The sequence below is a fragment of the Catellatospora sp. IY07-71 genome (assembly GCF_018326265.1).
Lineage (GTDB): Bacteria > Actinomycetota > Actinomycetes > Mycobacteriales > Micromonosporaceae > Catellatospora.
Genome location: NZ_AP023360.1, coordinates 7,420,100 through 7,432,778, shown reverse-complemented (window position 1 = coordinate 7,432,778; position 12,679 = coordinate 7,420,100). Strand labels below are relative to the sequence as shown.

6 protein-coding genes and 1 riboswitch are annotated in these 12,679 nt (G+C 72.1%); of the genes, 4 read left to right on the top strand and 2 right to left on the bottom strand.

What is annotated here, in order from left to right:
* Positions 1-56: 56 nt before the first annotated feature.
* Positions 57-1,553, bottom strand: a complete 1,497-nt coding sequence (locus tag CS0771_RS39140; protein ID WP_244871180.1) for a hypothetical protein — start codon at positions 1,551-1,553, stop codon at positions 57-59.
* 391 nt (positions 1,554-1,944) lie between these two features.
* A riboswitch (S-adenosyl-L-homocysteine riboswitch) is annotated at positions 1,945-2,024 on the top strand.
* A 15-nt stretch (positions 2,025-2,039) separates the two neighbouring features.
* Here CS0771_RS39140 and metH point away from each other — a divergent pair.
* The 4 genes from metH (at position 2,040) to CS0771_RS33140 (ending at position 10,321) form a co-directional block, all read left to right on the top strand.
* Positions 2,040-5,654 carry a methionine synthase gene (gene metH, locus CS0771_RS33155; RefSeq protein WP_256442858.1) on the top strand — a complete coding sequence of 1,205 codons (3,615 nt, stop codon included), beginning with the start codon at positions 2,040-2,042 and terminating at the stop codon, positions 5,652-5,654.
* Positions 5,655-6,416: 762 nt separating this feature from the next.
* On the top strand, positions 6,417-7,043 hold the full coding sequence (locus tag CS0771_RS33150) for a hypothetical protein (RefSeq protein ID WP_212844675.1): 627 nt from the start codon (positions 6,417-6,419) through the stop codon (positions 7,041-7,043).
* Positions 7,040-9,421 (top strand): AAA family ATPase, encoded by a 2,382-nt coding sequence (locus CS0771_RS33145; protein WP_212844674.1) that lies wholly within the window; start codon positions 7,040-7,042, stop codon positions 9,419-9,421. Before CS0771_RS33150 ends, CS0771_RS33145 begins: the two co-directional genes overlap by 4 nt.
* 159 nt (positions 9,422-9,580) lie before the next feature.
* On the top strand, positions 9,581-10,321 hold the full coding sequence (locus tag CS0771_RS33140; protein WP_212844673.1) for a TetR/AcrR family transcriptional regulator: 741 nt from the start codon (positions 9,581-9,583) through the stop codon (positions 10,319-10,321).
* 56 nt (positions 10,322-10,377) lie between these two features.
* Here CS0771_RS33140 and hypF read toward each other — a convergent pair whose 3' ends face one another.
* Positions 10,378-12,669, bottom strand: coding sequence for a carbamoyltransferase HypF (gene hypF, locus CS0771_RS33135; RefSeq protein WP_212844672.1), 2,292 nt, complete (start codon positions 12,667-12,669; stop codon positions 10,378-10,380).
* Positions 12,670-12,679: the final 10 nt, after the last annotated feature.

Here is a 12,679-nt window from a genome sequence, read left to right as displayed (position 1 = left end):
AGGCTCCAGGGAGGGAGGCGGGCCGGGCGCGACCGAACGCGCCCGGCCCGCGTGGTTCAGCTGGTGACCTTGACCTCCAGCAGGCCGACCGAGCCCGCGCCGCTGTTCAGCACGACCCGCAGCCGGGTGGTCGAGACGCTGGTGAACGTGGTCCGGTTGTAGACGTTCGCGGCGATGGGGTAGCCGCTCGCGCCGGGCACCGCTACGTACGCGCTGCCGTTCCAGTACTGCAACGACCAGGAGGCGGGCAGCCGCACGCCCCCGTTGTCGTCGAAGAAGTACACGTCGGCCACGCGCACCTGCTGCGCCGACGACCACCTCAGCTCCGCCCACTGCTGGCCGGTGTTGGGCCAGGTGCCCCAGCGGCGGTTGACGGTGTCGTTGGACGACGGCGGGTCGATGCCGTCGTTGACCGCCAGCACGCTCTCCCAGGGGGACGTGTAGCTCGCGCTCGCGGTCGCGCTCAGCGCCAGGTTGCTGCTCGGCGGGGGCGGGGTGGTGCCGCCGCCCTTGATGAGGAACAGGTTGTCCGCGACGTTGTAGTACGTCGCGAGGTAGCTGCCCGCGGGCGGGCTGGTGTGGTAGTAGTCGTCGTGGTTGCAGTCCAGGCGGTTGTCCAGCGCCTGGGTGGGGCAGCTGTAGCGCAGCACCACGCCGTCGCTGTCCTTGTAGCACATGACGTCGTACTCGTCGACGCAGTGCGCGGCGCCGGAGGCGTTGGGGGCGTTGTTGTTGACCGCGCCCAGGGTGTGGCCGAGCTCGTGTGCGGCGACGCCGGCCGTCCAGCAGCCGCTGTCGGCGCGGGCGTACTCCGGGCCGGTGTTGGAGCGGTTGGCGTCGGACTTGCGGGTGTCGCCCGCGAAACCGCCGATGCCGCAGTACACCCTGGCGTCGACGAACTGCAGGTACTTGCGGTCGGTGCGGGTGTAGCCCGCCGCCTTGACCGCGTTGAGCAGCGGCGCCCAGTCGTCGGCGTTCAGCGCCGAGTCGGCGATCTGCACGTCGCGGACCACGGGGCGGCAGGCGCCGTTGACGTTCTCGGTGACGTAGCGGACGTGCCGCTCGCCGCCGGTGGCCTTGGCGCTCTCGTTGAAGATGACGTCGACCTGCTCGGCGAGCTGCCGGAACGTCTCCACGTACTGGCTGTAGCGGTTGGTGGTGCCGTGCACGTAGAGCACCTCGACGCGGCGGCCGGAGGTGCCGTCGCCCTCGCACACGGCCAGCGCGGACGGTGCCGCCGCGGTGGCCGCCCGCTGGGGCAGCGGGGCGACCGAGCGCTTGATGTCGAGCCCGGCCGGGGCCGGATCGGGGCCGTGCGTGCACATGGTGGTGCTGAGACCGGCCACGCGGTAGAGACCGGCGCAGGGGCCGGCGCGGTCGGCGGCCAGGCCGGACCAGATCATGCCGGTGGCGGCGTTGTCGGTCGGCCGGGCGCGGGTGTATTCGGCGCCCGCCGCCGTATTCGGCCCGGCCGCGGCCGGGGTGCCGCTGAGCAGGGCCAGCAGCGTCACCGCGACGACCAGCCGGCGGCGGTGGGGTGGGGATGGGGACATGTGCCGTTGTCCTTTCGGCGTGCGCACCGGGCAGCGCGCGATCCGGGGGAGCGAACGGGAGACGGGCACGGTGAGATCGTCACCGTGCGTGGCGTCCGCGGCAGGCGGTGAACTGCCACCCGTAGATCGACCGAAGACGATCTAAATCGCTTTCGGTCCATTCAGGCAGAGGGCCTGATCGATGTCAATGGCATGCATCCAGGCAAATTCGCCCGCATACCGTGACCAGCGACCGCAATACTTTCGGAATGTTCCGAAATCGTTTCGGCTCGGGCATCGCGGCGATGGCTACGGACAGTGAGGTTCGCGTCGCGGTGTCCGGCTGTCCCGAGGTGCGGGACGTCGGCGTGCGCGCCCACCCCGGATCATCGCCGCGGGTAGACTTCGTGATCAGGTCGAGAGGCGCTGCAACGGGCTGTTTCAGCCCGCCACGCTCGGCCGGTTCCACTTCCGCAAGGGCGCCTCCGATCCGTCGGAGGTGTCGTGTTGAACCAGCCCGTTTCCCCCGCCGCCCGGCAGCACGCGCTGCGTGACCTGCTGGACAGCCGTATCGCGGTGCTCGACGGCGCCTGGGGCACGCTGCTCCAGCAGGCCCGGCTCACCCCGGACGACTACCGCGGCGACCGCTTCGGCGACCACTCGCACGACGTCACCGGCGACCCGGACGTGCTCAACCTGACCCGGCCCGACCTGGTCCTCGACGTGCACCGGCGCTACTTCGCCGCGGGCGCCGACATCACCTCGACCAACACGTTCACCGCCACCAGCATCGGCCAGGCCGACTACGGCCTGGAGGCGCACGTACGCGAGATGAACGTGCGCGCCGCGCAGCTGGCCCGGCAGGCCGCCGACGAGGCCGGCGGGCGGTTCGTCGCCGGGTCGGTCGGCCCGCTCAACGTGACCCTGTCGCTGTCGCCGAAGGTGGACGACCCCGCGTTCCGGGCCGTCTCCTTCGACCAGGTGCGCGAGGCGTACGCGGAACAGATCTCCGCGCTCGCCGAAGGCGGCGTCGACCTGCTGCTCATCGAGACCATCTTCGACACGCTCAACGCCAAGGCCGCCATCGCCGCGGCCCGCGAGGTGGCCCCGGACCTGCCGCTGTGGATCTCGGTGACCATCGTCGACCTGAGCGGGCGCACCCTGTCCGGGCAGACCGTCGAGGCGTTCTGGCGTTCGATCGAGCGGGCCGAGCCGCTGATCGTCGGCGTGAACTGCGCGCTGGGCGCGACCGAGCTGCGCCCGCACGTGGCCGAGCTGTCCCGGCTCGCGGGTGTGTACGTCGCCAGCCACCCCAACGCGGGGCTGCCCAACGCGTTCGGCGGCTACGACCAGACCCCGGCCGAGACCGGGGAGCTGATGGGCGAGTTCGCCCGGTCCGGCCTGGTCAACATCGCGGGCGGCTGCTGCGGCACCACGCCCGAGCACATCGCGCAGGTCGCCGCGGCCGTGCGGGGCCTGCCCCCGCGGCCGGTGCCGCGGATCGAGGCGGCGACCCGGTTCAGCGGGCTGGAGTCGTTCGCGATCGGCCCCGACACCGGCTTCGTCATGATCGGCGAGCGGACCAACGTGACCGGCTCGGCGAAGTTCCGCCGCCTCATCGAGGCCGGTGACCACAGCGGCGCGGTCGAGGTGGCGCTGGACCAGGTGCGCGGCGGCGCGAACCTGCTCGACGTGAACATGGACGCCGACCTGCTCGACAGCGAGCGGGCGATGACCACGTTCCTCAACCTGATCGCGACCGAGCCCGAGGTGGCCCGGATCCCGATCATGGTGGACAGCTCGAAGTGGAGCGTGCTCGAAGCCGGCCTCAAGTGCGTGCAGGGCAAGGGCGTGGTCAACTCGATCAGCCTCAAGGAGGGCGAGGAGCCGTTCCTCGACCAGGCCCGGCGCATTCGCGGCTACGGCGCGGGCGTGGTGGTGATGGCCTTCGACGAGCAGGGCCAGGCCGACACCGTCGAGCGCAAGGTGGAGATCTGCGCGCGGGCGTACGACCTGCTCACCCAGCAGGCGGGCTTCGCGCCGGAGGACATCGTCTTCGACCCGAACGTGCTCGCCGTGGCCACCGGCATCGCCGAGCACAACGGCTACGCCAAGGCGTTCATCGACGCGCTGCCGCTGATCAAGCAGCGCTGCCCCGGCGCGCGGACCAGCGGCGGCATCTCCAACCTGTCGTTCTCGTTCCGCGGCAACGACGTGGTGCGCGAGGCGATGCACTCGGCGTTCCTGCTGCACGCGGTGCGCGCCGGGCTCGACATGGGCATCGTCAACGCGGGCCAGCTCGCCGTCTACGAGGACATCCCCGAGCAGCTGCGCGAGCTGGTCGAGGACGTGCTGTTCGACCGGCGCCCCGACGCCACCGACCGGCTCGTCGCGTACGCCGCCACGGTCAGCGGCGAGACCGCCAAGCGCGTCGCCGACCTGTCCTGGCGGGACGCGCCGGTGGCGCAGCGGCTGTCGCACGCGCTGGTGCACGGCATCGTGGACTTCATCGAGGAGGACACCGAGCTGGCCCGGCAGGAGGCCGCCCGGCCGCTCGACGTGATCGAGGGCCCGCTGATGGACGGCATGAAGGTCGTCGGCGACCTGTTCGGCGCGGGCAAGATGTTCCTGCCGCAGGTGGTCAAGAGCGCCCGGGTGATGAAGCGCGCGGTGGCCTATCTGGAGCCGTACATGGAGGCGGAGAAGGAGCAGGCGCGCCGGGAGGGACGCCTGGCCGCCGAGCGGGGCCAGGGCAAGGTCGTGCTGGCCACGGTCAAGGGCGACGTGCACGACATCGGCAAGAACATCGTCGGGGTCGTGCTGGGCTGCAACAACTACGAGGTGATCGACCTCGGGGTGATGGTGCCCGCCGCGAAGATCCTGGACACCGCGCTGGCCGAGGGCGCCGACGTGATCGGCCTGTCCGGGCTGATCACGCCGTCGCTGGACGAGATGGTGTCGGTCGCGCAGGAGATGCAGCGCCGCGGCATCAAGCTGCCGCTGCTCATCGGCGGGGCCACCACCTCGCGCCAGCACACGGCGGTGCGCATCGCGCCGGCGTACGAGGCCGACACCGTGCACGTGCTCGACGCCTCCCGCGTCGTCGGCGTGGTGTCCGACCTGCTCGACCCGGACCGCGCGGAGAAGCTGTCCGCGGCCAACCGGGCCGAGCAGGCGCGGCTGCGCGAGGAGCACGCGAACAAGACCCGGCAACCGCTGCTCACCCTGGCCGAGGCGCGCGCCAACGCGGAGCGGGTCGACTTCGCCGAGCTGCCGGTGCCCGCGTTCACCGGGGTGCGCGAGGTCGCGCCGGAGCTGGCCGAGCTGCGCGCGATGATCGACTGGACGTTCCTGTTCCTGGCCTGGGAGCTGAAGGGGAAGTACCCGGCGATCCTGGAGCTGCCGCAGGCGCGGGAGCTGTTCGCCGACGCCAACACCATGCTCGACGAGATCATCGCGAACGGGTCGCTGACCGCGCGGGGTGTGTACGGGTTCTGGCCCGCCCACGCCGAGGGTGACGACATCCTGCTGGAGTCGGGGCTCCGGCTGCCGATGCTGCGGCAGCAGACGGCCAAGCCCGCCGGGCGGCCCAACCGGTGCCTGTCGGACTACCTGGCCCCGGCCGGGGATCACCTGGGCGGGTTCGGCGTCGCGATCCATGGGGCGGACGAGCTGGCGGCCGCGTACGAGGCCGAGCACGACGACTACCGCGCGATCATGGTGAAGGCGCTGGCGGACCGGCTCGCGGAGGCGTTCGCCGAGCACCTGCACCTGAAGGCGCGGCGGGAGTGGTACGAGCCCGGTGCGGAACCGGCGATCGAGGATCTGCACGCCGAGCGGTTCCGGGGCATCCGGCCCGCGTTCGGCTACCCGGCCACGCCGGACCACACGCTCAAGCGCGAGCTGTTCGACCTGCTCGGGGCCGAGCGGGTGGGCCTGGCGCTGACCGAGTCGTTCGCGATGACGCCGGCGGCGAGCGTGAGCGGGCTGATGCTGGCGAACCCGGCGTCGCGCTACTTCACGGTCGGGCGGATCGGGCGGGACCAGCTGGCGGACTACGCGGCCCGGCGCGGCGCGGACCTTGCGGACGTGGAGCGCTGGCTCCGCCCCAACCTGGGCTGACCCGCCGCGCGGATGCGGCTACCCGCAAGAACCGCTGGCGGCGGGCGAGGTAGTGGCAGCTCACAGGCGCGGTGGCGGCACGGCGGTGGCGGCAGCGCAGCGGCGCGGCATCGTGGCGGCGCGGCGGTGGCGGCACGGCGGTGGCGGCACGGCGGTGGCGGCGCGGTGGCACCGCATCGGTGGTGGCGGCGCGGCGGTGGGCAAGATCGCCGTTTCGTGTCGAGATGTGTGGTTAGACGCAACCTTTCGACACGAAACGGCGATCATGGGCCGCGACGCTCCGGCTCGATGGCGGCCCTGCGCGTGGAGATCGCGGTCTCGTGTCGGAACCTGTGCTTAGACCCCATGTTTCGACACGAGACCGCGATCTTGACTTGACACGCTGTCGCTGGGCTCCGGCTGCCGCGCGGGAAGATCGGCGTTTCGTGTCAGAAGGTGTGGGCTGGCCGCACATTTCGACACGAGGTGGCGATCATCGCCGGTGGCGCGCCGAGGTCAGCGTTGCGGGCCGTAAGGGGCCGGGGCGACCATGAAGATAATCAGCTACATCTGTCGATTTCGCTATCGGTTGAGCGGACTAGAAGACCGGCTGTGCAGCCAATCCGAGCGCTGATCGATCGTCGCCCATACTCCTTACAACGTCACCGCTTCGTGCGGGCGGGCGGTGGCACCCCGGCGGTGTGGGGGTCAGTCATGAAGAGCAGGCGGCAGGCAGCGGGCACGCGGGGCAGGTCGACACTGGCCGCCCTCCTCCTCACGGCCGTGACGGCCGTGTCCGGCGGGTGCGGAGCCCCCGAGTTCGAGTACGTGAAGAACGCCGACGACGGCGTGTACTTCAAGGTCCCCAACGGCTGGCAGCGGCTCACCCACGAGGAGATGGACGGGCTGCTGTCCGGTGAGGACCCGGAGTCGGCGGCCGCGGCGGCGCGGCGCGAGCGCATCTGGTCGGTCGCCTACGACGGCGCCGACTCCGCCCAGCCGCTGCACCTGTTCCTCGGCCTGGGTGACGAGCCGTTCGTGTACGTCATGGTGCGGCGCCTCAGCGAGGCCGAGGTCAACGCGGTGTCCCTGAACGGCGCGCGGGACCTGCTGTTCCCGATCACCCCTCAGGCGCGCGAGGACAACGCCCAGAACCCGATCTTCCAGGGCTTCGAGCTGATCTCGGACGAGGTGCTCGCGGCCGAGAACGGGGCGCGCGGGGCACGCACCGTCTTCAACTACAGCCCCGGCGGCGGCGCGCTGCAGACGTTCGTCCAGACCGTCTACGTCGACGACGCGGGCGGGCGGCTCTACCAGTTCATCCTGCGCTGTTCGGCCACGTGCTTCCGCCTGCGGGCGGGGGACCTGGACGCGGTCGTGCAGTCCTTCACGGTGAGGAGCCCACGATGAACGAGCCGACCGAGCCGGTCGAGGGCCTGCGCCCGCCCGGCGAGCCGTTCCGCCAGCAGGAGCGGCCGACGCGCAAGCGCCTGCCGTTCTGGGACCGGGTCAAGTTCCTGTTCCTGTTCGCGATCGCGTGGCTGGTGCTGGTGTGGGCGACGATCGCCGACTTCCCGGGCGGCATGCCGTTCTCGGAGGCGGCGCTGATCCAGCTGACCGAGGCGCGCTGGCTGCTGATCCTGGCCGGCGTCGAGCTGCTGCGCCAGCTGCATTTCCTGGTGAGCGAGCACTGGTCGGCGTACCACCGGTTCTGGACGCACCGGGTGTTCGGCGGCTTCGAGCGGGTCACGCATCGGCGGCTGTCGGACTGGAGCCGGTTCCGGCTGGCCCGGATGCTGAAGTGGCTGTTCTGGATCGGGGTGTTCGCGCTGGTGGCGGGGGCGGTGCTGGACACCTCGCCGGTGCTGGCGCTGTTCCAGGCCCCGGCGATCCTGTGGGCGCTGCTGCCGTACGCGCTGCAGCTGATCTTCATCCTGGCCGTGGTCGTGCTGCAGTTCGTAGCGATCTTCTGGTTCCTGTCGCGGGGCGGCGTGGACGTGTACTACCCCGACGACATCAAGACCCGGTTCGCCGACGTCTGGGGCCAGGACCACGTGCTGGCGCGGGTCCGGGAGAACATCGTGTTCCTGGAGCGGCCCGAGGAGATCGAGGCCAAGGGCGGCTACGTGCCGTCCGGCCTGCTGCTGTGGGGCCCGCCGGGCACCGGCAAGACGCTGATGGCCGAGGCGGTCGCGGGGGAGACCGGCAAGCCGTACGTGTTCGTCGATCCGGGCGCGTTCACCAACATGTTCATGGGCGTCGGCATCCTGAAGGTCAAGTCGCTGTTCCGCAAGCTGCGCAAGCTGGCGCTGCGCTACGGCGGGGTCATCGTCTTCTTCGACGAGGCGGACTCGCTGGGCAGCCGCGGCATGCTGGCGCAGGGCGGTCCGGGCTTCCCGCGCGGCATGCGGCCGGCGTTCGGCCCGGCGGCCGAGGGCTGCCACGGCTTCGGCTACCTGTCACCGGAGACGCAGTGGCGGCTGTCCCGGCACGCCGCCGCCGACCTGCGCGCCGAGGCCGAGCCGGAGCAGACCGGGCGGCGCAGCCGGTTCGTGATGGGCGCGGGCATGGGCGGCGGCGCGGGCATGGGCACGCTGCAGGCGCTGCTCACCGAGCTGTCCGGGCTGAAGAAGCCGCGCGGCTTCGTCAACCGGTACGTGCGCCGGGTGCTCGGCATGCGCCCCAAGCCGCCGCCGCGCTACCGGATCCTGGTGATGATGGCGACGAACCTGCCGGAGGCGCTGGACGAGGCGCTGCTGCGGCCGGGCCGCATCGACCGCATCTACAAGGTCGGCTACCCGAGCAAGGCCGGGCGGGTGCGCACCTACGAGGGCTATCTCGGCAAGGTGCGCCACGAGCTGACCTCGGCGCAGATCGACAAGCTCGCCACGATCACGCCGTACGCGACCGGCGCGACCATCAAGGATCTGATCAACGAGGCGCTGATCACCGCGATCCGGGACGGCCGCGAGGTCATCGCCTGGCGCGACGTGATGCGGGCCAAGCAGCTCAAGGAGCTGGGGCCGCCGGAGGACGTCGAGTACATCGAGCGGGAGCGGCACGCCGTGGCGGTGCACGAGGCATGCCACGCGGTGATCGCGTACCGCACCCGGCACCACATGGAGATCGACATCGCCACCATCGAGAAGGGCAGCGACTACCTGGGCATGGTGGCCAGCATCCCGCCCGAGGACCAGTTCACCCGGTGGCGCACCGAGTACGAGTCCGACATCTGCGTATCGCTCGCGTCGCTGGCCGGGGAGCGGCTGTTCTTCGGCGGCGACAGCTCCTCGGGCGTCTCCGGGGACCTGGAGTCGGCCACCACGGTCGCCTCGTTCATGGAGGGCTACTGGGGCATGGGCGGCACCGTGTCGTCGTACTCCACCGCCAAGCGCCTGGAGGTCGGCGCCCCCGGCGGCGGCCAGGGCGGCCGGCGCAAGAAGGGCCAGGACACCGAGGCCGACATCCGCCGGGCGCTGGCCGACCGCATCGAGGACATGCTCAGCGAGCTGCTCGAACGGACCGGCCAGATGCTCGTCCAGCACCGCCGCGACGTGCTCGCCCTGGCCCACGCCCTCGAGACGCACAAGACCCTCACCGGCGACGACGTCGTCGCGGTCCTCGAAGGCCGCCCCGGCCCCGCCGTGGACGGCTCCCTCTACCGCTCCGAGGAGTTCCTCGCCCAGCTCGACGCGTACCACGAAGCGGCCGCGGCCGCCCACCAGGGCCACAGCCGCATCACCATGGCCCTGCCCGCCACCTCGGTCACCCCCACCCCCGCCGAGTAAAGGAAGGGCACCTTCTTATCGCTTTCCGATGTAGAAGGTGCCCTTCCTAACGCTTGGCAGGTCCGGGCCGCGGCGCGCCGGGCCTGGCGGGATCATGGGTGGGCCGTGCGGGTCTGTACCGTGCGGGGTACACCGCCGATACGACGAGGTGACTGTCCCATGACCGCCAAGAGCGACCCCGGCCGCAGCCTCGCCCTCCTGTGGGGCTCGCACCAGCGGCCCGGCCGGTCCGGGCTCACCGTGCGGGCGATCGTCACGGCCGCGATCGAGCTGGCCGACGCCGAGGGGATCGACGCGGCCACCATGCGCCGCGTCGCCGAGCGGCTCGGCGCGGGCACCATGTCGCTGTACACCCATGTCCCGGGCAAGACCGAGCTCACCGACCTGATGATCGACACCGTAATCGGCGAGCTGTACACGGGTGTCGACGACCCGGCGAGCAAGGGCGGCTGGCGCGACGGGCTCCGCTACATCGCCGACCGCAACTGGGACCTGACCCTGCGGCACCCGTGGCTGCTGGACGTGACCGGCGGCCGGCCGACGCTGGGCCCGCACGCGTTCCTCAAGTACGAGGCCGAGCTGCGGGTGCTGGAGGGCATCGGCCTGACCGACCTGCAGCAGGACTCGGTGCTGACCCTGGTGCTGACCCACGTCGAGGGCGTCGCCCGCACCCACGCCGGGCTGGCCAAGGCGCAGCGCGAGTCGGGCATGACCGAGCAGGAGTGGTGGCGGGCCACCGCCCCCGTGCTGGAACGCGTCGCGCACGGCGACTACCCCGTCGCGTCCCGCGTCGGCCAGGCCTCCAGCGAGGTCTACCAGGCCTCCAGCGACCCGGCCCACGCCTTCGCCTTCGGCCTCGACGTCATCCTCGACGGCGTCCAGCGCCTCATCGACAAATAAGGAAGGAAGGGCACCTTCTTAACGGACGTCGGTGTAGAAGGTGCCCTTCCTGACTCTCAGCGGTCGCGGGCGGCGGCGACGGTGACCTGGCCGAGGCTGATGCCGCCGTCGTTCGGGGGGACCTGGCTGTGGGTCAGGACCCGGAAACCGGTGGCGAGCAGGCGGTCGACGGTACGGTTCAGCAGCAGCGTGTTCTGGAAGACGCCGCCGGACAGGGCGACCGTGTCCAGGCCGTGCCGCTCGCGCACCAGCGCGCACGCGCCGGCCACGAGATCGGCGAGCCCGGCGTGGAACCGGGCCGCGACCAGCGGCACCGGCACGCCGTCGAGCCGGTCGGCCACCACCGACCGGACCAGGTCCACGCCGTGCAGCGTCAGCACCGGGTCCTCGCCGACCCGGGCGGCGTACCCGGTGACGTCGCCGCGCTCGGCGATCTGCTCCAGGTCCACCGCGGCCTGGCCCTCGTAGGTGACCTCGTCGCGCAGGTCGAGCAGCGCCGCGACCGCGTCGAACAGCCGGCCCGCGCTGGAGGTCAGCGGGGCGTTCACGCCGCGCCGTGCCGCCTCGCGGACCGGCCGCCACCGCTGCGCCTGCCGGGCCACCAGCGGCAGCACCGGCAGGTCACCGCCCAGCCGGTCCAGGTACGACAGCGCCATGCGCCACGGCTCGCGCACCGCCGCCGCCCCGCCGGGCATCGGCACCGCCTCCAGGTGGCCCACCCGGGCGTACGCCGCCAGGTCCGCGACCAGGATCTCGCCGCCCCACAGCGTGCCGTCGTCGCCGTAGCCGAGCCCGTCGAACGCGACCCCGATCACCGCCTGCTGCACCCCGTGCTCGGCCAGGCAGGACGCGATGTGGGCGTGGTGGTGCTGCACCCCGACCGTCTGGACCCCCTCCCGCTCCAGCGCGTACGCCGTGGACAGGTAGTCGGGGTGCAGGTCGTGCGCGACCAGCTCGGGCGTGATGCCGAGCAGCCGTTCCAGGTGCGCGATCCCGTCGGCGTAGGAGCCGTGGGTACGCGCGTTCTCCAGGTCGCCGATGTGGTGCGACAGCGTCGCGTACTGCCCGCGCGCCAGGCAGAACGTGTTCTTCAGCGCCGCGCCGCAGCCCAGCACCGGCCGCCGCAGCGCCCACGGCAGCCGCAGCGGGCGCGGCACGTACCCGCGCGAGCGGCGCAGCAGCATGGGCGCGCCGCGCACCACCCGGGCCACCGAGTCGTCGGTGCGCATGTGGATGGGCCGGTCGTGGGTCAGCGCCACGTCGGCGAGGCCCGCCAGCCGGGCCAGCGCGTCGTCGTCGCGGTAGGCGATCGGCTCGTCCGACAGGTTGCCGCTCGTCATCACCAGGGGCCGCCCGACCGTGCCGAGCAGCAGGTGGTGCAGCGGTGTGTAGGGCAGCAGCACGCCCAGCTCGCGGCAGCCCGGCGCGACCGCGCCGGCGATCCGGAACGCGGGGTGCCGCTCGCGCCGCGGCAGCAGCACGATCGGCCGGGCCGGGTGCCGCAGCAGCCGCGCGGCGGCCGGTTCGACCTCGGCGATCCCGGCCGCTTCGGCGACGTCGGCCACCATCAGCGCGAACGGCTTGTCCTCGCGGTGCTTGCCCGCCCGCAGCCGGGCCGCCGCCTCCGGATGGGTCGCGTCGACCGCCAGGTGGTAGCCGCCCAGCCCCTTCACCGCGACGATCGCCCCGCTGCGCAGCAGCCGCGCGGTCGCCGCGATCGGGTCGGTGTGGTCGCCGAGCAGCGCCCGGCCGTCCATGCCGACCAGGCGCAGCCGTGGGCCGCACGCGGGGCAGCACACCGGCTGCGCGTGGAACCGGCGATCGGTGGGGTCGGCGTACTCCTTGGCGCAGTCCTCGCACATGGTGAAGGCGGCCATGGTGGTGTTCGGCCGGTCGTAGGGCACGTCGCGCACGATGGTGAAGCGCGGGCCGCAGTGCGTGCAGTTGGTGAACGCGTACCCCTGCCGCCGGCCGCCCCCGCCGGTCGTCTCGGCCAGGCATGCCTCGCAGGTCGCGGCGTCGGGGCTGACCTGCGCGGCGGGCGGGCCGGACGCGTCGCTGGCGACGATGACGAAGCCGGGCTGCCCGGTGACCGGCAGCGGCAGCGCGGTCAGCGAATCGATCACCGCGAGCGGTGGGCGTTCCAGGTCCAGGGCGGACAGGAACGCGTCCAGCGCCGGGCGCGGGCCCTCGGCCTCGATGAAGACGCCCTCGGTGTCGTTGCCGACGTGCCCGTGCAGGTGCAGCCGCTGCGCGAGTGTGTACACGAACGGCCGGAAGCCGACGCCCTGCACGATGCCGGCGACGCGCACAGACAGCCGCTCGTGGGACGTTTCATCAGAAATCACCCCGTATGCC

What these genes read in the sequence shown, in the direction of transcription:
- CS0771_RS33145 (WP_212844674.1), top strand. Translation starts at nt 7,040, where the DNA reads ATGAACGAGCCGACCGAGCCGGTCGAGGGCCTGCGCCCGCCCGGCGAG.
- CS0771_RS33140 (WP_212844673.1), top strand. Translation starts at nt 9,581, where the DNA reads ATGACCGCCAAGAGCGACCCCGGCCGCAGCCTCGCCCTCCTGTGGGGC.
- CS0771_RS39140 (WP_244871180.1), bottom strand. Translation starts at nt 1,553, where the DNA reads ATGTCCCCATCCCCACCCCACCGCCGCCGGCTGGTCGTCGCGGTGACG.